This is a genomic window from Pseudomonas fluorescens, assembly GCF_019212185.1.
In the GTDB taxonomy this organism is placed as follows: Bacteria; Pseudomonadota; Gammaproteobacteria; order Pseudomonadales; family Pseudomonadaceae; genus Aquipseudomonas.
Genome location: NZ_CP078138.1, coordinates 3,299,781 through 3,319,652 on the forward strand (window position 1 = coordinate 3,299,781; position 19,872 = coordinate 3,319,652).

Sequence of the window (19,872 nt, forward strand, 5' to 3'; positions counted from 1 at the left end):
GAAAGTCGCAACGGGTTATTCATGCGACTCACGGGGTGTCCGGCAGTTCAGCCCGGTTTGGAATTTTCCGAGCGCGAAGACGTCATTCTTCCTCCACATGCTGCAACTCGAACAGCAACAGCGAGCGTCCGGTCACCGAGTACGTGTGATTGAAGTCAAAGCGTTCCTGATCCCGAATGGTCGGCTGATTCGTGTCGATCATGCAGGTCCAGAAGCCGCCGTCAGGAACCTCGGGCAACTGGAAATTGACGATGTCATGGTGGGCATTGACCACCAGCAACAAGGTTGCATCGGCACCCTTGCGGCGGATCCCGGTTTCCTGGGCGCGGCCGTCGAGCAGCATGCCCAGGCACCGCCCATGACTGTCCTGCCATTGCTCGGTGGACATCTCGTTGCCATCGGGCGCCAGCCAGGTGACGTCCTTGACCCCGATATCTTCGTTGTAGCTGCCGACCAGGAAGCGCCCACGGCGCAGGATCGGATACGCCAGGCGCAGCTTGATCAGGCGCTTGACGAATTTCAGCAGGGCCTTGCCGTCTTCGCTCAGGTCCCAGTTGACCCAGCCGATCTCGCTGTCCTGGCAGTAGGCATTGTTGTTGCCGTGCTGGGTGCGGGCGAACTCGTCGCCAGCGACCAGCATCGGCGTGCCCTGGGCCAGCAGCAGGGTGGCGAAGAAATTGCGCATCTGCCGATGGCGCAACGCGTTGATCTCCGGGTCGTCGGTCGGACCTTCGACGCCATGGTTCCACGACAGGTTGTTGTTGCTGCCGTCCTGGTTGCCTTCGTCGTTGGCCTCGTTGTGCTTGTCGTTGTAGGACACCAGGTCATTGAGGGTGAAACCGTCATGGGCGGTGATGAAATTCACCGACGTATAGGGCCGGCGGCCACGCTGGTTGAACATTTCACCGGAGGCCGTCATGCGTCCGGCGAAGTCCGCCAGTTGTCCGTCATCACCTTTCCAGAACGCCCGCACGGTGTCGCGGAAACGATCGTTCCACTCCATCCAGCCCGGCGGGAAACCACCCACCTGATAGCCACCGGGACCGCAGTCCCAGGGTTCGGCGATCAACTTGACCTGACGCAGCACCGGGTCCTGGCGGCAGGCCACGAGGAAGCTGTGGCGCTCGTCGAAGCCGTCGTGATAGCGGCCAAGGATGGTTGCCAGGTCGAAGCGAAAACCGTCGACGTGCATCTCGCTGGCCCAGTAGCGCAACGAGTCGGTGACCATCTGCAGCACGCAGGGATGGCTCAGGTCGAGGGTATTACCGGTTCCGGAGTCGTTGATGTAGAAGCGCTTGTCGTCGGGCATCAGCCGATAGTAAGAAGCGTTGTCGATGCCGCGCATGGACAGGGTTGGCCCTTGTTCATTGCCTTCGGCGGTGTGGTTGTAGACCACGTCGAGGATGACTTCGAGGTTGGCTTCGTGCAGGTGCGCAACCATTTCCTTGAACTCGGCGATCTTGCCGCTGGCCAGGTAGCGCGGGTCGGGGGCGAAGAAAGCGATGCTGTTGTAGCCCCAGTAGTTGGTCATGCCTTTGTGCAGCAGGTGCTGGTCATTGACGAAGGCATGGATCGGCAGCAGCTCCACCGAGGACACCCCGAGCTTGCGGATGTGCTCCAGCAGGTCATCGACCATCAGCCCGGCAAAGGTCCCGCGTAACGCCTCGGGCACGGCCGGGTGGCGCATGCTGATGCCGCGCACGTGAGTCTCATAAATGATCGTCTTGTCCCAGGGCACATTGACCCGATGGTCGTGTCCCCAGGTGTGCGCCGGGTCGATCACTTTGCATTTGGGGACGAAGGGCGCACTGTCGCGCTCATCGAAGCTGAGGTCGCCGTCCGGGTGGCCGATGGTGTAGCCAAACAGCGCCTCGGACCACTTCAGTTCCCCCACCAGTTGCTTGGCGTAGGGGTCGATCAGCAGTTTGTGGTGATTGAAGCGATGACCGTTCTGCGGATCGTAAGGCCCATACACCCGATACCCGTAAATCAGCCCCGGATGGGCATCGGGTAAATAACCGTGGAAAATTTCATCGGTGTATTCGGGCAGTTCGATACGCTCCAGTTCGACCTCGCCGGCGGCGTCGAACAGGCACAACTCAATTTTGGTGGCGTGGGCCGAGAAAATCGCGAAGTTGACCCCCAGCCCATCCCAGGTAGCGCCCAGCGGGAAGGGCAAGCCTTCGCGGATCCGGGTCGGGTCCGCGGCGTGGGGCTCTGCTGCAGTTTGCTTAAGCGTGGGCATGGAAACTCCTGTCGCGGAACATCGGTGTCAGTCGCCATCAGTGCCAGGGCAGTTCGCCGGTCAACTGCTCGGTTTGCGTGGGGCGCGAGGTTTTTTCACCGCGCTGCTTTGCTCGCCGGGCGGGGTAATCACCTGGGTGGCAGGGCTTTTGGTTTTGCTGGCGGGCTTGGCAGCGGGTTTCGCTGCGCTCGGTTTGGCGCTGGCCGCTTTGGTGGCCTTGGGCGGTTTGCTCGGGGCCAGGGCCTCGGCTTCCGCGAGTTTGCGTGCCATCTCCCAATGACGGGATTCCTGGCCTTCGGGTTTGCCCTCGGATTCCCAGATCTGGTAGGCGAATTCACGAATGCGTTTGTCGTCGTTGCTCATGGTAATGCTCCTGGGTTGAACTCAAGCCTGGATAAACACATTGACCGTAAAGTCTCCCAGCGCGGCGCTGATTGGCAGCTCTGTTGGGTGTGTGACTTCGACGGTGGAAAAAAGTCCCTTCAGTTTTTGATTGCGTGGGTTGAACGGCAAAACCACTCGCGTATCGCCCCAGCGCAGGGCAGGAACCTGGGGCTGGGCACTGCTTTCCAGCAGGCTGGCGACCCGCACCGGCACCAGCACCAGCGCCCATTGCCCCTGATATTCGCGGGCAAAGGCCAGGACCTTGTCGGCCTGGCTGCCAAGTACCGGCAGCGGCAGATAACGGCCGTGGCGGAACAATTCCGGGTGCGCGCCGCGCACCGCCAGGGTGCGGGCAATCAGTGCCTGCTTGATGCGTCCGTTCTGCCACCGTCCGAGCATTTGCCCTGCCTCTGCAACCTCTTGCAGTGCCTGTTTGCGTGCCGGGTAGTCCACCGCTCGGCGGTTATCCGGGTCCACCAGGCTGAAGTCCCAGAACTCGTTGCCCTGGTACAGGTCGGGTACGCCCGGCACCGTCATGCGCAGCAAAGTTTGCGCCAAACCGTTGAGTGCGCCGCCACAGGCAATCGCCTGGGCCGTCTCGGCAATCCGACTGCGCAAGGCCAGACCTTCGGGCGCGAGCAACAAGCGCTCGGTGAATGTCCGACTGGCGTGCTCATAGGCTTCATTGGCGGCGCTCCAGCTGGTGTTGAGCTTGGCTTCGCGCAGGGCCTTTTGCTGCCACTGCCAGACACGCTCGAAATAATCCGCCATCGCCGCAGGATCATCACTGCACAGGCCCAGCGGCCAACTGCCGATCAGGCTTTGGTAGAGGATCAGTTCGTCTCCCGTAGAGGGTGCCTGAGGGTCGTCGCGCAAGGCCTCGGCCAGCGTGCGCCAGGTATCCACCTGTTCGGCATACCAGGCGCTGCGTTCGCTGAGCAGCGCCAGGCGCGCACGGCTGTCTTCGCCGCGCTTGTGGTCATGGGTGGCGCTCGCCAGCAGGTTGTCCGGGAAGTGGGCCTGGCGCTGGATATTGGCGTTATGGAAATCATCGAGGGGCGCACTGAAGCGTTCGGTGTTGAAGCCCACGTCATTGCGCGACAGCAGCACCCCGTGGCGATAGAACGCGGTGTCTTCGACGGCCTTGGCGGCGGCCGGCGACGTCAGTTGCTGGAAGCGCACACAGGCATGCTTGAGGATCTTGCGCGGGCGGCCCAGAGGACGCTGGCGCCACGGCTGGCCGCCGAGCCACAGGGCGATACTGTCCAGCACCGGCCAGTCGGCTTCGTTCAGGGTCAGGCGAGCACCCTGCAGTGCCTGCTGAAAAAACACCTCGTCAGCACGCGAACGGCCGCGGGCGCTGATGTACGTGCGGTACACCGAAAAGTTCACGATCAGCGCCTGCAACGCCCGGCGGATCGCGCCGAAGGTCAGGTCGCGGGTCATTACGTCGTCACGCGCCACCTGCAACAGGGCCTGGGCCACGCTTTCGAAATCGCTGCCCAGCGAGCCTTGCAGAATCTGCTCGCGGGCCAGCCGCGCCTCTTCGATGAACATCGGGCTGCGGCCGCTGTGGCGCTGCCAGAGTTCGGCCAATGCCGTTTGCCCTTTCGGGTCCTGTTGCAGCAGCGACAGTTGGTTCATGAATTCGTAGCCGGTGCTGCCATCGACCTGCCAGTCGCGGCGCAGGCTTTCGCCTTCACCGAGGATTTTCTCGACGTAAATCGGCAGGTGCCTGCCGGGCATCAGGGCATCTACCCGACGGCGCAGTTTGCGGCAGTAACCCCGGGGATCGGCAAGGCCGTCGACGTGGTCGACGCGCAAGCCATCCACCAGGCCAGCGGCAATCAGCTGAAAAATTTTCCGGTGGGTGGCCTCGAACACCGCAGGACGCTCGACCCGCAGCCCCCCCAATTCGTTGACATCGAAAAAGCGCCGCCAGTTGATGTCGTCGGCTGCCGTGCGCCAACTGGCCAGGCGATAGCTCTGCCGCTCCAGGAGGCTGTGCAGGCGGGCAAAACCTTCGGGCTGGCGGCCGTCGTGACGGGCCAGGTTGGCCACGATGCAACGGCCGATTGCCGGGTTCTCGGCCAGGGCTTTCAGGGCCAGTTTCAAGGCCCCGGCCCGAGCGTAGGCGTCGCTTTGATCGGGCAGGGTGGTGAACTGATCGGCCAGGGCCTTGAGTGCTGCGGCCGAAGTGCTATCCAGCAGGTCGTCGCCCTGCAGCAGTAGCCCATAGTCGTTGGGGCAGATCGGAAAGTGATGCTCGTAATGCTCGGCGAAAAACACCCCGCGTCGAGCATCGAACTTGAGTGCCAGGCTGCCTTCCTGCAGCGCGGTGCCGTAGTCACTGCCAAGGAACGGCAGCAGTAACTGGCCTTCCAGCAGTGGGTCCGGCGAGTGCCACTGGATATCAAAGAATTCGCTGTAGGGACTCAGGCGACCCCACTCCAACAAATCGAGCCACCAGGGGTTATCGCTGCCACCGACGGCCATGTGATTGGACACGATATCCAGAATCAGGCCCATGCCTCTGGCGCGCAAGGCCTCCACCAGACGGCGCAAGGCCGGCTCGCCACCCAGTTCGGGATTGACCTGGCTGGGGTCGACCACATCGTAGCCATGCATCGAGCCGCGCCGGGCGCTGAGCAGCGGCGAGGCGTACAGGTGGCTGATGCCCAGTTCGGCGAAGTACGGCACCAGTGGCACCGCATCGTCCAGCGTGAAGCCCTGATGAAACTGCAACCTCAGGGTTGCGCGCAGCGTCTCGATCATCGGTCACGCTCGACCGCCTGCAGGCGCGCGCAGGCGAGCATTTCCAGGCGCCGCGCCGCATCCTCGTCATCCAGCAGTTTGTCGCTGCTCATCGGCAGGCGTCGGCTCCAGTTGGGGTGACTGTCAATGGTGCCGGGCAGGTTGGCCTGTTCGTCCAGGCCCAGTGCATCCTCCAGCGGCAGCAACACCAGGGGCGCGCGGGTGTGGCCGAGGAAGCGCACGCTGGCATCGAGTATCTGGTCGGTTTCGTGGCGTTCCTCGCGGAAGTTCTGCGGGTCATGGCTCAGGGCATGGCGCAGCCCGTCGCGCTCGCGCTGGCGGTGCTCGCGCCAGTGTTGTTCGCCTTGTTCGTCGATCAGTTGCAGGCGCACGTTCCATTCGATGTCGCGGCCGTGCCACCAGCCGTTGAGCGTCGGCAGATCGTGGGTGCTGGTCGTGGCCAGGGCGTTGTCCGGCCAATCGAGAATCGGCCGGAAGCGGGTGTTGTGGTCCTGCTCGAAGAGCAACACACGCATGCCGAGGATCGAGCGCGCCACCAGCTTGTCGCGCAATCCGTCCGGGACAGTGCCGAGGTCTTCGCCGAGGACAATTGCCTGATGCCGATGGGATTCGAGGGTGAGCAGGCGCAGCAAGTCGTCGACCGGGTAGTACAGGTAGGCGCCATCGCTCGGCGGGGCGCCCAGGGGGATCACCCACAGGCGTTGCAGGCCCATCACATGATCGATGCGCAAGCCGCCGGCATGGGCGAAGTTGGCCCGAAGCATTTCGATGAACGCGCGGAAACCGTTGCGTATCAGGCCCTCCGGGGAGAACGCCGAAATGCCCCAGCCCTGGCCGCTGCGGTTGAGAATGTCCGGCGGCGCGCCGACCGTCAGTTCGGCAAGCAATTCGTCCTGGCGACTCCAGGCCTGGCTGCCGCCACCGTCCGCGCCCACTGCCAGGTCAGCTATCAGGCCGATGCCCATGCCGCTTGAGCGGGCGACGTTTTGCGCGCGTTGCAGGCAGCGTGCGATCAGCCACTGGCAAAAGGCGTAGTAACCAATGCGCCCACTGTTTTCCTCGGCGAAGGCCGCCAGTTCAGGGCTGCGCGGATTGCGCCAGTGTTCCGGCCAGTGGCGCCAGTCGAGGCTTTCGCCACGGGCGGCGCGGGCCTCCTGCAGGGCCTCGAATCGACAATGGTTTTCCAGGGCTTCACCGCCGCTGTGGCGAAAGCTGCTGAAATCGACATGCAGCGGATGGTCGCCCTGACTGAAGCTTTCATATAACGCCTCGAATATCCGCTGTTTGGTCCTGGCGGCCGTTGGCCAATCCACCAGTGGCTGGTCTTCAAGGCGCTGCAATTCGTCGCCCAGTTCACACGCTTCGATCGCCAGGCGCAGGGCGCGTTCACCGAGAATTTCCCCGGGGGCGGCATACAGGTAATTGAGGAACAGCCGGCTGGACGGCGAATAGGGGCTGTAGCGTTGCGGATCGTTGCTGAACATCGCGTGCATCGGGCTGATTGCTAACGCCTCGGCGCCTCGCTCACCGGCCACCCGGGCCAGGGTTTCGAGGGCCTGGGTGTCACCGAAACCGCCATCGCCAGCGCGGCGCAAAGCATAGAGTTGCACGCTGAGGCCCCAGGCCCGAGGCACTTCACTGTCGACCGCCGCAGCGACGCTGTGACATTGCAGGGGCGCGACGGCCAGGGTGAAGTATTGGCCGACGATGCTGACTTCCTGATAGCCCACCGGCAGTAGCCCGGGCAGGACCGCGTCATCGTCGAGTTTCAGGTTGAGGATCGCGCCGTCCTCGAGTTGGATTTCGCACGGCGTGTGTGCAGCGAAGTAGCGGCTCAGGTTCAGTCCGCTGCCGACATCCACGGTCAGCAGGGGCGGCAGCGGGTTGAGGGCCCGGCGCTGCTGCAATTCCAACAGGCTGGCGTCGATTTCCTGGGCGCTGCCGGCCGGGTGACCGAGACCGGTGAGGATTGCGCGTAAAACAGCGGGTTGAACTTTTTGCGGCCGTCCGTTGGCATCGATCCAGTCCACCGCCAGGCCAGCCTGGCTGGCGAGTATTTCCAGTTGCGCATCACTCATTGGCACTCTCCGGCAGGGGTTGGGAGGACTTCGCGGGGGTCAGGCTGACAATTGCGCTATAGGCCGTCAGGCGGCCCTGATGCAATTGCGTACAGGCGTGCTGTGGGTATTCGACTAGCAGCCGCGACCCGGCTTGAGGTTTATGGGCAACGGCACCGGGGCCGAGGTTCAATTCAATGCATAACACGCTGCCATCGCCCAGTTGCCAGCGCGCACTCAGCGCCTGGGGCCCGAGGACGGTGGCGCCCAGGGCGCGGGTGCCGGGCAGGCGTTCGCTGAGTTCGCGCTGGCGCACCTGCAGCAGTTGCCGGTAAAGCGCGTGGGTGGGGTTTTCCTCGTCCCGCCATTGCGGACGCGAGGCTTCGAAGGTGACTCGGGCGTTGGGGTCGGGTATGCGCTGGCGCACGTGGGTATCGGCAAACGCCTTGAACGAGGCGAATTCATTGCGTCGACCTTCGCGCACGGCTTGCGCCAACTCGCCCTGGTGGCTGGTGAAAAATAGAAAGGGTTCGCTCGCGGCCACTTCGTCGCCCATGAACATCAAGGGGATCATCGGCGATAGCAGCAACAGCACTGTGGCGGCGTGCAAGGCTGCTGGCGGACACAATTTCTGCAGTCGCTCGCCAAAGGCCCGATTGCCGATCTGGTCATGGTTCTGCAGAAACAGGATGAAGGCCGTGGGCGGCAGATGCCCACTGGGTTCGCCGCGGGCTTTGCCATGGCGATCGGGATGCCCCTGGTAGACAAAACCCTGGCTCAGGCAGCGGGCCAGCAGGGCGCAGGGCTGTTGGCTGAAATCAGCGTAATAGGCTTCGGTCTCACCGGTCAGCAGCACATGCAAGGCATTGTGCCCGTCGTCATTCCATTGGCCATCGTAGCCCTGCTGCAGCAGGCTGGCCTGGTTGTGTTCGTTCTCCACGGTGAGCCAGACATGGCGGCCCGGATCCACCTGCTGGCGGACCCGTTTGGCCAGGTCCTGGAGAAAATCCTGGTCCTGGATGGCGTGGACGGCATCCAGGCGCAGGCCGTCGAAGCGGTATTCGAGCAACCACATCAGCGCATTGTCGATAAAAAAGTCACGGACCTCGCGCCGGCGAAAGTCGATGGCCGCCCCCCAGGGCGTCTGGTGGTCCTGACGAAAAAATGGACTGGCGTACTGGTGCTGGTAACTGCCGTCCGGGCCGAAGTGGTTGTAGACCACGTCGAGGATCACCGCCAGCCCCAGGCCATGGGCCGCGTCAATCAACTGCTTGAGCTCGTCGGGTGAGCCATAGGAGGACTGCGGTGCATAGGGCAGGACGCCGTCGTAGCCCCAATTGCGTTCGCCGGGGAACTGCGCCAGTGGCATCAGTTCGATTGCCGTGATCCCCAGCTCCACCAGGCGTGGCAGGTGGCCGCGAACTGCGCTGAAGCCCCCCAGCAAGCCAACGTGCAGCTCGTAGATCACCGCCTGATGCCAGGGCCGGCCTTGCCATGCGCTGTGTTGCCAGTGGTAGGTCAGTGGATCGACCACCATGCTGGCCGAATCGGGCCCCTCGACCTGGGCGCGGGACGCCGGGTCGGGGACATTGTGCTCGCCATCAATGCTGAAGCGGTAGCGGGTGCCGGCCGGACATCGAGCCTTGATTACAAACCAGCCATCGGGCCGGGGCAGCATCGGCAGCGACTGCCCATCGACCAATTCCAGACTGACGTAAAAGGCGTCGGGCGCCCACAACGCGAAGCGGGTGTGCTGTGCATCCAGCATGACGGCGCCATGCGTCCAGGTTTCCAGCGTCCGTATCGGCATTCAGGCCTCCTTATTGATGCTTGATCGACCTGCCCAGTGCCTTGGCCACCAGTTGTTCGTAGAGTTCCGCGTAGGGTTCGACCGCCTTGCACCAGTTGAAGGGTGCGGCCATGGCCCGGCAGCGCATGGCGTTGAGCAGGTCGGGGTAGGCGAATACCTTGAAGGCCCGGCTCAGCGCTTCCTCATAGCTGGGCACGGTGGACTCGTCGAAGAGGAAACCGGTCACGCCATTTTCGATGGTGTCGGCCAGACCGCCGGTATTGCGGGCCACCGGCAGCGAGCCGAAACGCTGGGCGTACATCTGGCTCAGGCCGCAAGGTTCATAACGCGATGGCATCAGCAAAAAGTCGCTGCCAGCAAACATGCGCCGGGCATCGGTCTCGTTGAAACCGATCCGCACGCCGATCTGCCCGGGGAAACGCAGGGCCAGGTCGCGCATGGCCTGTTCTTCTTCCGGTTCGCCACGACCGATGATTGCAATCTGCCCACCCGATTTGACGATGTACTCGGCCACCCCTTGGGTGAGGTCCAGGCCTTTCTGGTAGACCAGCCGCGAGACGACCGCAAACAACGGGCCGCTGCTGTCGGCCAGGCCGAACAGAGTGCGCACCTGGGCGGCGTTGGCGGCCTTGCCGTCCCAGTCGCCAATGCTGAATGGGCACGACAGGTGCGGATCGGTGGCCGCATCCCAGCTTTCATCGATGCCATTGGGAATGCCGCTGAGCAGGCCTTGCTGGGTCTTGCTCGCGAGAAAGCCATCAAGGCCGCAACCGAACGCCGGGGTGGTGATTTCCTGGGCGTAGGTCGCGCTAACCGTGGTGATATGGCTGGAATACGCCATGCCGGCCTTCAGGAACGACAGCTTGCCGTAGAACTCCATGCCTTCCTGCTGCAGGGCGTGTTCCGGAATCCCCAGCTCCGGGCACGAGGCCAGGCTGACCACGCCCTGGTAAGCGAGGTTGTGGATGGTGAACAAGGTCGGGGTGCGCTGGCCACGCCAGTGCATGTAGGCCGGTGCCAGGCCCGCAGGCCAGTCGTGGGCGTGCACCAGATCCGGGCACCAGTGGATTTGTGCCAGGTTGGCGGCGATGTCGGCGGCGGCCAGGCCGAGGCGGGCGAAGCGAATATGGTTATCAGGCCAGTCGCGACCGTTGTTGGCGCCGTAGGGCGAACCTTCGCGCTCGTACAGTTCCGGGCAGATCAACACATAGATCACCAGCCCGTCGGGCATGTCCATGCGGCCGATCTTGCACGGGGGCAGGGCGGCATGCCCGCCCAGTTCACCAATAATGTGGATCGGGTTGTCGCTGTGTATCACTTGCGGGTAGCCCGGGATCAACACCCGGACGTCGTGGAGATGGGCCATGGCCCTGGGCAGCGCAGCGGAAACGTCCCCCAGGCCGCCGGTCTTGACCAGATCGGCGATCTCCGACGTCACAAACAGAACTTTTTTCTTGTTCGGATTCTGACGTGGGGTAGGCAGTACCGTCTTTGCACCCGGGGCCAGGATGGCCATGGACGTCGATTCGTCCCTGACCGGGTGGCTCAGCTCTCCCTGGATTTCTAAGGCGGCACTGTTCATGTGTTTCTCCCGTTTTATTGATCTGATTCAGGCATCTCATCGGAACTGCGGGTGGTCATTCCCTGTGACCGGGCGCTAAATCGCCACACGCCGCTGCGCAAAGGCGCCGCGACGTGGTGAACTACCCAGGCTGTGGTGAACTATTGCAAGGATTGCACCAGTGACTCTGACCCCTCCTGTCACCTGACCTGTCACGGTTACGGAAAGTTTCGATTATTTCCTCGCAATATGACTGATCGGTCGCACCGTGCGAAAAGCAGTCTAGGCCAGAAGCTAGAGCGGGGTACGGCGGTTTTTGGATTGTTCGACAATCGGTTTTGTTTCACTGAACTCAACCGGATATTTGTGACAATTGCACCGACGAAGGGCAGTTTTTCAGGGCGCCGTGAGCAAAAAAAGGCAGGCGCATGCCAGCGCGGGGAGCGCGTCAGAAGGGGGTGTGCACCGAATCAGTGCTTGCTCAGGGCTGCCAGCCCAGGGTGGCCCAGGCCAGCACGGCATAGCGCGCACCCTTGGCCAGGGTCACGATCAGGAGAAAACGGGCGAGGGGTTCACGCATCACGCCGGCGACCAGGGTCAGGGGGTCCCCAACGATCGGCAGCCAGCTCAGCAGCAACGACCAGTGGCCGTAGCGCCGGTAGTGCTGGCCGGCCTGCTCCAGGCGCGCAGGGCTGACTGGAAACCAACGTCGATCCTTGAAGCGTTCAATGCGCCGTCCCAGCCACCAGTTGACCAGCGAGCCGAGCACATTGCCTACGGTGGCCACGGCCAACAGCAGCCACATCCCGTACTGGCCATTGAGCAATAACCCTACCAGCACGGCCTCGGACTGCAGGGGCAGCAGCGTCGCGGCGCCAAAGGCGGCGATAAACAGCCCGAAGTAACCGACCGGCATTATTGGGCAGGGTAGTCAGCGATCACTTCATCGCTGCCGCTTTGACTCACGCCAATGACTTGATAGGCATCGACCCGGTCGCCCATTTCCATGCCGGGCGAGCCGGTGACCATGCCCGGCACCGCCATGCCTTTGAGGTCGGCGCGTTTGCTCAATGCCAGCACCTGCTCGGCAGGGACGTGGCCCTCGACGAATTTGCCGTCGATCACGGCGGTATGGCAGGACGCCATGCGTGGCTCAACGCCCAGCCGTTGCTTGACTGCACTCATGTCGGTCTCGACATGGTCAGTGACCTTGAAGCCGTTTTGCTCCATATGGCTGATCCAGGCTTTGCAGCATCCGCAATTGGCATCGCGGTGGACGTCGATGGGAATCAGTTCGGCGGCGAGGGCCTGGGAACCGATGAGCAGCGCGCCGAGGGCGGCCAGACGCAGGGAGGAAGTGAGCATAGCGGGTCTCTTTGTCGATTCAGCGTTCAGGGAGGCTCAGAACTACAGTCGCACGCCGGTGACGAAGCGCGCTTCACTGCGCGGATCACCGTCCGCGCCAGTGTAGTCGGCGGTAGTGCCGTAGGCATTGCTCCAGGTCACGCCAAGGTAGGGGGCGAATTCAGGGACGATTTCGTAACGCAAACGCAGGCCGGCTTCAAGGTTGGCCAGGCCTGATCCAATGCGCCGCCCGGGATCGTTTCGGCTGTAGAAATTGGCCTCGGCGCTGGGCTGCAGAATCAAGCGGTTGGTCAGCAAAATGTCGTATTCGCCCTCAAGGCGGAGGGCATTCTGACCGTTTTCGCCGAAGAACGCCGTGGCTTGTGTTTCAAAGTTATACAGCGCCAGACCCTGCTGGCCGAAGGCGGCGCGGCGGTCGGCATCGGTCGGCCTGCACAGTGTGCGCGAGCCAAATGCCACTGTGGCCTGTACCATGTGCGCGCGCCGTGCATTGCACTGCGCACTCCACCGGATTCAACTTTTGGTTCAGGAACCCGCAATGACCCAGTCGCAACGCTTGAAATACTCGATTCTGATTTCCCTGGTGGTCCTGGCGACCATGTTCGGGCTGTCGTATCTGCAGAACGCCGGGATGATCAGCGAGAAGACATTCCAGTACATCGCCATCGCCGTGGCGGTGACGGTGGTGGTGATCAACGGCGTGATGCGTCGCAAGGTCAAGCCCTGAGCGACGCCTCCGGCGTTCAGTCGAAGCGCTGCAGCGTGCCAATGGCCTCGGGGTGCAGGCTGTAGCTCTTGTCCGTATTGAGGACGATGACGCCCTCGCTGCACAGGCGCTTGAGTACTTCGCGCACGCTGAGAAAGGACAGCGGAATGTCCAGCTCCAGCAGGTGACTGTGAATCCCGCGGACACCGACCGGATGTCCGCTATCGGCGGCAGCCAGCAGAGCGTCTATGACTTTCAGGCGAATCAGGCTGGTGCGCAGGCCGAAGTGCTTGAGCAACTGTCGAATTCGCTCATTGCCGTGACGCTCGGTGCTTTTACCGAATACCGCCATGTCCTGACCCAGGGAAACACCTTGCGGCATTGATTTACCGTCCGTTGGTAATTGCGAGTTGTACATGCAAAAACTCCTTTTCAGAGCCTGATCAGGAAGAGGTGATGAGTGCTCTCTGTCATTAAGACGAATGAGCTGCACGAATCATGAAGGCTTGAATGTAGAAATTTTGTCGAAAGTACGTGAGCGCAGGGTTAGGCGCCGGTATTTCGGGCCGATGGCAGGCCATTTATTTTCCGCTGATTCGTTTCCATGGCAAGCCTCATGGCGACAAAACCTGTAATCGGAGCGAGCCTGCTCGCGAAAGACGTGAAGGATGGCAACGCGGCGCTCTCCGGTTTTTCGCGGGCAAGCCCGCTCCCACAGTGGTTTAGTGGTCGATCACAGAGGCTGTGGCGCGCATAAAATCTGTAGGAGCGAGCAACGCTCCTACAACGGCCGCGAGTTGAGGATCGGATTGCCCTCGGCATTGCGGCTCAGGTAAACCGGCAGCACCTGGGGCAGCGAGGGCACCAGGCTGTCGATCTGACTGATGTTGTAGACACCACCGATTCGGATCATTCCGGTTTCGTGATCAGCCAGCATCACCGGGGTTTTCAAGTAGCGATTGATCAGCGGCAGGGCATCGCTGAGGGTCAGATTGTCCAGCACCAGCCGGCCGTCGCGCCAAGCCAGGGAGCTGTCATTGGCGTAGGTCTGATTGATCTGTGGCTGGTAGTCGCCGCCCTTGTAACGCGCCTGCATGCCCGGCGCCAGGCGTAAGCCGTCGCCGCGCAGGGCGTCATTGCTGGTGACCAGCACCGACCCCTGCACCAGGGTGACGCGTACCTGATCCTGGTATTTCCAGACGTTGAATTGCGTGCCGGTGACGCGAATCTGGCCTTCGGCCGCCTTGACCACAAAAGGGTGCGTGGCGTCATGGCTGACCTGGAAGAAGGCTTCGCCCTGTTTCAGGGTGACCCGCCGCTGATCCTTGTAATTGCGGTAGGTCAGCACCGTGCCGATGTTCAGTTCGACCTGGCTGCCATCGGCCAGGGTCACCTGACGCAGCGCCCCCTGTGCTTCGAAACGCTCGTAGGAATCCGGCAGCCAGCCCATTTGCCAGCCGCTGTAGGCGGCCAGCGGCAAGGCCATGGCGCAGATCGCCGCGGCGATTGCCAAGCGCTGCCAGCTTGGGCGCGCCAGGGGTTTGCCAACAGCGGACGGCGGCGTCGGATGCGGCAAGTACTCGCTGACCTCCCAGATCTCCAGCATTGCCTCATATTCGGCAGCATGCTGCGGGTGAGCATCGCGCCATTGGCTGAACGCCAGGCGCTCGGCATCCGTGCAGTCACTGGCATGCAAACGCATGCACCAATGCGCGGCGGCGGTGGTTACGGCGTCGAACTCTGCGGGCGTTAGGGGGTTTTGGCTCATTGACTCTTCCTGATTTCCTGCATTCTAACCTTCGCGCCGAGCTCGCGAGAACCGCCATCATGGCGTTTACATATCAGTGAACGCTTTTTTCGTTAATCGCCCGCCGATGGAGGACTGCGGTTGCAGTACCCCGATCGGAGGGTAACAAGCGTCAAGCAGTGGTCTGGTAATCGTTGCTCGGTGACGGCGTTGACTCAGGATCAAGGCGTCGACCCATCTCACAGATCAGGCGCGCGAGCGAGTCGGCGTTGCGCAGAATGGTGTTGATCCGCGCCTGCGCCGAGGTGCTGTCGAGGAATGCCGTGCGCGCGGCAGCCATGTCGATTGCGCCAGTGGTTTTCCTGACCACACTGCGCAAGCGATGGACGCCCGGGGTCTCATCGAAGTCTTCCCATCTATTCTCTGCGTGGTTCCAGAACGCAAACAGCTCCTCGGCGGGCGTGGCCAGGGACAAGGCTTCGCGCTGAAAACTTTCCAACTGTCCCTTGAGTTCGAGGTGCTGCGGCTCGACGCTGGAGATCAAGTCGCTGAACGGGCGCCGGGCTTCCAGGGTGGCGATGTCCCAGGTGTCCGAAAACAGGTGGGAGAACTCGTGAATCAGCGTGGCAGCCTGGGCGTGACCGAGGATATCAAAGTCTTCCGTCAGCGCCCCCTCGTAGATGTCCAGCCCCTGTTTGAAAAAATGTTCGGTGAAATGCACGGACTGCAACTCGTCTTCAGTGACGACAAAGGCAATAACGCCGATGGCCGGGTAATGACTGGAGCCCACGACAAAACGTTTGTGATCGAGTTGGTCGAGGCTCGGATCCACCAGCGCCTTGCACAGCGGCACGATGGTGTGTTTGATCCTTTTGATGAGGCTCTCATCGACGTTGTCGACATCGAAAAAGGTTTTGATGAAGGCTTCAAGGCGGCTGTTGCTCTGGCCGGAGCCGAGTTGCCCGAGGTTGTACAGGCTATTGAAGGCGTAGTAGCGCGCCAGTTCCAGTGACTGCACGATTTGCTTGGCCCGATCCGGATAGAGCTGGCGAATCGCGTCCATGCCCCGGGCTTCGACATTAATCAAGTGGCGTACCTCGACCTGGGTTTTGTACTTGTTGTGCAGCCTGGACATGGCCTTGCCGAAATGCACGCTGTGCTCGTCCGGGTCCAGGCTCCACTGGCTGCCATCGCGTTGCAGATAAGGGCCTGCCTGTTCGGCATTGACGATTTGCGGCACCACGGCGCGGTCTTCGATTTGAAAGACCTTGCCCTGCACCGGGACGTAGCGTCGTCCGGTGTCGATGGCGGTATAGCGTCCCTCGGCGTCTGCCGCACCGATTTGATTCAGCTCGACGTCGCCGGCCTCGTAACTTTGCAACTGAGTGCGGGCGGGGGCGGTGACGTCAATAGGTTCAGGGGTGTCGGCGGACGCCGAGGGCGTTGGACCGCTGGCGGAATCCGGCATGACCTTGCCCAGCTCCACCAACTGCGACGCGCCGTTGATGAAGCTGGAGAGCGCGGTTTTCCAATGGTGGTCCTGCAGCGCTTCGGCCGATTGCTCAAAAGCGCGGTAGCTCTGCCAAAGGGACAAAGGAACGGCCAGTTTCCCCGGCACAAAGCGCCCGGCAAAGCGCAGCCCTTTGGCCACCAGGGCGCCGAGGGCCTGCCAGTCGGTCAGTGATTCGGGTTTTGACGGGCTGCCCAGCAACTGCGGCAGCAACCTGTGGTTATCGTCGAACAGACGCCGCAAGACGTTGCCCTGAATGGGCTGGTTAGCCAGGTGCACGGTTCGCGTGGTGTGACTGGCCAATAGGTTCCTGCAGGTGGTCTTGTCGGGCTCCTGCAACCGCTCCAGCAGCAACGACTGCAGCGGGCCGGCCAACGCCAGGGCAGCGAGGAGGGCAGCTTCATCGGCGTACTCGGTCAGCGCCAGTTCCTGCTCATAAGGCGCGTAGAGGACTTGTATGCCGCTGCTGCCCTCACCAATCAGATACAACCCCGGCACTTCAATCACCGCATCGCCAGGGCCCGCGACCAATCCCAGTGGGCGAATCGTTGCCCTAGCGCCGACGACGCTGGCTCGGGCAACGGCGTCGGGCATGTCCATGACCTGCTGCAGCAACAGGTAGCCGGTGTTGCTGAGTTTGCCTTGCAGCTTGAGCATGTGGGCGTACAACAGCACTTGCCAGGGCAGTTGGCGGATAAAACGTTGTCGACGCGTGGCCAGCAGCGGCGTGTCATCCAGATAGTTCTTGCCCTCTTCAGTGCTGCGCCGTACTTGTTCCAACAACTCGATGTGGTGCTGGAGATCATCGTTGTTGGCGGTTCTCAACCACAGCGGCAGCCCTTGTCGGGTGACGATGGCCCGGGCTATCTCGGTGGCGCGCTGCAGACTCAGTGCAGTTGCCACCTGTGGATAGTGTTCCTGTTCCGGCACCGTCACCCCGGCAGCCCGTTGCAACAAGCGGGCGTGGGCGTTTGCCGCGAGCAGCCAGTCAATGGCTGACTGCTGTCGATCTTCGAGCACATTGCGCGCAATCAGGCGCAACGAGCCCAGGTGGTAGTTGCAATGAGGGTGGTACTGGGTGCGCGAAATATTCTCCAGCAGCATCAGGCGCTTGACCGGGTCTCGCAGACGTTGGCGCAACGCCTCTTTTGCCTTGTCGAGTGAGCTGAAGCTTTCCAGCCCCAGCGCTGGCGTCCACAGGATGGCGCGACCGGACGTTGACGAATCCTGGCCACCGCGCTCGGTCAACAACAGGCAGTTGGCCAAGGGAATCAGGTTGGGCTCTTGCGCGCACTCCAGGGTCAGGGACAAGGCGTCCGGGCGGAAGCCGTTGAGGCTGTTGCGCTGGGCGGGGACCGGTTTGTCGGGATTGAGCACGGTATCGACGATGGCTTTTTCGTCGTTGCCCAGGGTTTTGTCGAGTACGCGCAGGCGTGCCTCGGTGCGAATGCCCACGGCCATGGCCTGGGCCAGGTCTGGCTTGATCGACTGCAGGAATAGCCGTTGCTGCGCCTGGGTGCTGGCGGGTCGCGCAGCGGCCTTGAGGTCCAGCGCGGCTTGCACGCTGTGCAGTTTCTTGATTGCCAAGGCTGCCTGCATGGCCAGGACAATCGAGGATCTATGATCATTGGCATTGCCGGTCGGGACTGGCCAGCGCCCGTTGCCGGCAACGTCGAGCAATTGGCTGTCGATCATGCCGCGCACGTCCTGGGCCTGGTCGAACAGCGCCTGCAAGTCAAAGGCGCCTCCACTGTTACGCCAGGTCTGCACGGCATAGCGGATGTTGTCTTGTTGCTTGGCAATGATCGCGTCGATCAGCCCCGTGAATGCGGGGCCTGACAGGCTGGCCTGTGAGGTATCAAATTGATCGAAGCCAAGCAGCAAGTCTCTTTCGGCCAGGGTCAGCAGGTTGCACAGCGGGTCGTCGAGACCACCGTGGGTCTTCAGGACACTCAGGTTCGATTTGAGGTCGGCAAGGCTGTTGAGCACCTGCAAACCCTTGGGCTGGGTGTACAGGTAGGCGACCTGGTAATCGATCAGCAACATGCTGCCCGCCAGTTCTGCGTAGTGCTCACGGGTTTCCCACAGGCGGATTTTCTGCGCCTGGCCCAGAGAGTCCGGCGCTGAGCCAGATGCGCCGCGCAATCCCAGGCGTGCATGCAACCCCTGGCTTTGCTCGGGACTGATGATCGCCTGCTGGCGCTTGAGCAGCAGGTCAGTCCTGGCTTTGTCGGCCATGGCCTGGGCGAAAAACTCTCGGCGGCTGACACCGCTGCTGACTTCCGTGCGCCAATAGGATTGCATCTGGCTCTCGAGCATGGCCGGCAGATCCGCGCAGATCTGCGTCAGCGCAAGCGCCCAGTAGCGTTGCTGCTCCGGGCCAGCGTTGGGCAGTTGCGGGTTGGAAAAGTGCCGCAGCCGGGTCGCGGGCCAAGGCTGGTGCAAATAATTGCGCAGCAGGGCGTCACTCAAAGGCTCGCGGGTCAGCGATGTCTGGCCGTTGGCAGGCGCGGAACCGTAGCTGACTTGGGTTCGGGCTTGCGCCACGCCAGGCATTTGCCGCCTCAGCATGCTGTCGGCCACTTCGTTGAGCATCGCGGCCAGGGTCGGTATGTGCTCCAACTGTTCCAGCATGACGCGCAGGTTGGCGCGGTGACTGCGCACCAATATCTCGGCCTGGGCCTGGAAGACCGAACCGTCGATCACTTCGCCGGTGAGCGTCAGCACGGTATCGACCTTGAGCGCTGCGCGTCGGGAAATCGGCAGGAACGCCAGGAGATCGTTGCGGGTGGCGGGGGCCTTGAGCCGGGTCGAGAGGGTATTGAGCAGCGTCTGCCGGTCATCGAACTTCTCCAGCCCGCCATAGGGTGTGTACAGGACGGCCTGGTTGCCGCCGGGCGCGGGGTGCATCAGGAAGCTGCCCGCCAGAGGAATGGGGTCTTCATTCGGTACCTTGAGCAAGATGTTCTCGACCGTCATGGGCGGTGTTTGGCTCGAGCGTTGCGGGTGGCTTGGCAGATCAACGGTATGTAACCAGGCCAGGTCGGCGAGGGACCATGACGTTGCGCTCAGGCGCGGAGTGAGGGCGCTGTAGTCTCGCAGGGCCTCAGGGAAAAACAGCGGCAGGGTGTGTTCGGGCATAGCGTGGTCTCAGTATCGAGCGACGACAGGGCATCGCGCTCAGGAGCCATAACGCTAAGGGCCGAACGGCAGGTGCGGGCGGTAGATAATTAAAAGCGGCGTGGCGAGTCTCGCCACGCCTCAGGCAATGGGTCGTTCAACGGCGTCCGAGCAGCAACCCGACCACCAGGCCAAAACCTGCGGAGATTGCCACGGTTTGCCATGGATGCCCGCCGATGTAGGTTTCGGTGGCCTCAACCACTGGCTGGGTGCGCTCGCGCACGCTGGTCACGGAGTCGCGGGCCTGTTGCAGTTTCAGGGAGATCTGCCCACGCAGGCTCTCGGCTTCCTCGCCCACCAGGGAGGCGCTGCTCTTGAGCAGTTTTTCCGATTCTTCGATCAGCGCTTGCAGCTCGCTGAAGGCCTGGTCCTTGATTTGCTCATCCTGGGCTTGTCTGGCGGTTCTACGGGCCATCGGGTGACTCCTTGCTGGTATGTGAAGATGAACAATGGAGTGTAGGCAAATGGAAAAAGTTGCAGCTTTTTTGCGTTGAATCCTCAGTGCACTGGAAATCCGTCTCTGGAGATTTCT

Annotated in this window: 13 protein-coding genes and 1 pseudogene; 1 reads left to right on the forward strand and 13 read right to left on the reverse strand. The window is 62.2% G+C overall.

All coding sequences use genetic code 11. The annotated features are described in order from the left end of the window. Window positions 1–82 precede the first annotated feature (82 nt). The 9 genes and pseudogenes from glgX to KW062_RS14930 form a co-directional block, all read right to left on the reverse strand. Window positions 83–2,245, reverse strand: coding sequence for a glycogen debranching protein GlgX (glgX, locus tag KW062_RS14890; RefSeq protein WP_027620890.1), 2,163 nt, complete (start codon window positions 2,243–2,245; stop codon window positions 83–85). A gap of 60 nt (window positions 2,246–2,305) precedes the next feature. Beyond that, entirely contained in the window at window positions 2,306–2,608 is a 303-nt protein-coding gene (locus tag KW062_RS14895) for a DUF2934 domain-containing protein (protein WP_027620891.1), read from the reverse strand. A 21-nt stretch (window positions 2,609–2,629) separates the two neighbouring features. Further along, window positions 2,630–5,404, reverse strand: coding sequence for a malto-oligosyltrehalose synthase (locus KW062_RS14900; protein ID WP_105754148.1), 2,775 nt, complete (start codon window positions 5,402–5,404; stop codon window positions 2,630–2,632). Continuing rightward, window positions 5,401–7,482 carry a 4-alpha-glucanotransferase gene (malQ, locus tag KW062_RS14905; RefSeq protein ID WP_105754149.1) on the reverse strand — a complete coding sequence of 694 codons (2,082 nt, stop codon included), beginning with the start codon at window positions 7,480–7,482 and terminating at the stop codon, window positions 5,401–5,403. The genes KW062_RS14900 and malQ overlap by 4 nt, the downstream gene beginning before the upstream one ends. Continuing rightward, window positions 7,475–9,271, reverse strand: coding sequence for a malto-oligosyltrehalose trehalohydrolase (treZ, locus tag KW062_RS14910; protein ID WP_105754150.1), 1,797 nt, complete (start codon window positions 9,269–9,271; stop codon window positions 7,475–7,477). Before treZ ends, malQ begins: the two co-directional genes overlap by 8 nt. Before the next feature lie 10 nt (window positions 9,272–9,281). Beyond that, window positions 9,282–10,853 (reverse strand): glycogen synthase GlgA, encoded by a 1,572-nt coding sequence (glgA, locus tag KW062_RS14915; protein WP_105754151.1) that lies wholly within the window; start codon window positions 10,851–10,853, stop codon window positions 9,282–9,284. 460 nt (window positions 10,854–11,313) lie between these two features. Continuing rightward, window positions 11,314–11,748, reverse strand: a complete 435-nt coding sequence (locus KW062_RS14920; protein WP_105754152.1) for a YqaA family protein — start codon at window positions 11,746–11,748, stop codon at window positions 11,314–11,316. Beyond that, entirely contained in the window at window positions 11,748–12,197 is a 450-nt protein-coding gene (locus tag KW062_RS14925) for a DUF411 domain-containing protein (protein WP_105754153.1), read from the reverse strand. Before KW062_RS14925 ends, KW062_RS14920 begins: the two co-directional genes overlap by 1 nt. 42 nt (window positions 12,198–12,239) lie before the next feature. Continuing rightward, window positions 12,240–12,647: pseudogene (locus KW062_RS14930) on the reverse strand (copper resistance protein B); the annotation flags it as partial. Window positions 12,648–12,735: 88 nt separating this feature from the next. On the opposite strand from KW062_RS14930, the gene KW062_RS14935 reads away from it, so the two are divergent. After that, window positions 12,736–12,924, forward strand: coding sequence for a hypothetical protein (locus KW062_RS14935; RefSeq protein ID WP_027620898.1), 189 nt, complete (start codon window positions 12,736–12,738; stop codon window positions 12,922–12,924). 16 nt (window positions 12,925–12,940) lie between these two features. Here KW062_RS14935 and KW062_RS14940 read toward each other — a convergent pair whose 3' ends face one another. The 4 genes from KW062_RS14940 to KW062_RS14955 all read right to left on the reverse strand — a co-directional run bounded on the left by KW062_RS14940 (window position 12,941) and on the right by KW062_RS14955 (window position 19,755). Further along, the gene (locus KW062_RS14940; RefSeq protein ID WP_027620899.1) at window positions 12,941–13,321 is read right to left on the reverse strand and encodes a fe2+ zn2+ uptake regulation protein; all 381 of its coding nucleotides are present in this window, start codon (window positions 13,319–13,321) and stop codon (window positions 12,941–12,943) included. Between the two features lie 363 nt (window positions 13,322–13,684). Next, window positions 13,685–14,671: a FecR family protein gene (locus KW062_RS14945; RefSeq protein WP_105754155.1), complete on the reverse strand. Its 987-nt coding sequence runs from the start codon at window positions 14,669–14,671 to the stop codon at window positions 13,685–13,687. 151 nt (window positions 14,672–14,822) lie between these two features. Beyond that, a complete protein-coding gene (locus KW062_RS28935) occupies window positions 14,823–19,301 on the reverse strand; it encodes a dermonecrotic toxin domain-containing protein (RefSeq protein ID WP_256350773.1) in 4,479 nt (1,492 codons plus the stop codon). Between the two features lie 136 nt (window positions 19,302–19,437). Next, window positions 19,438–19,755 (reverse strand): DUF883 family protein, encoded by a 318-nt coding sequence (locus KW062_RS14955; protein ID WP_027620902.1) that lies wholly within the window; start codon window positions 19,753–19,755, stop codon window positions 19,438–19,440. Window positions 19,756–19,872: the final 117 nt, after the last annotated feature.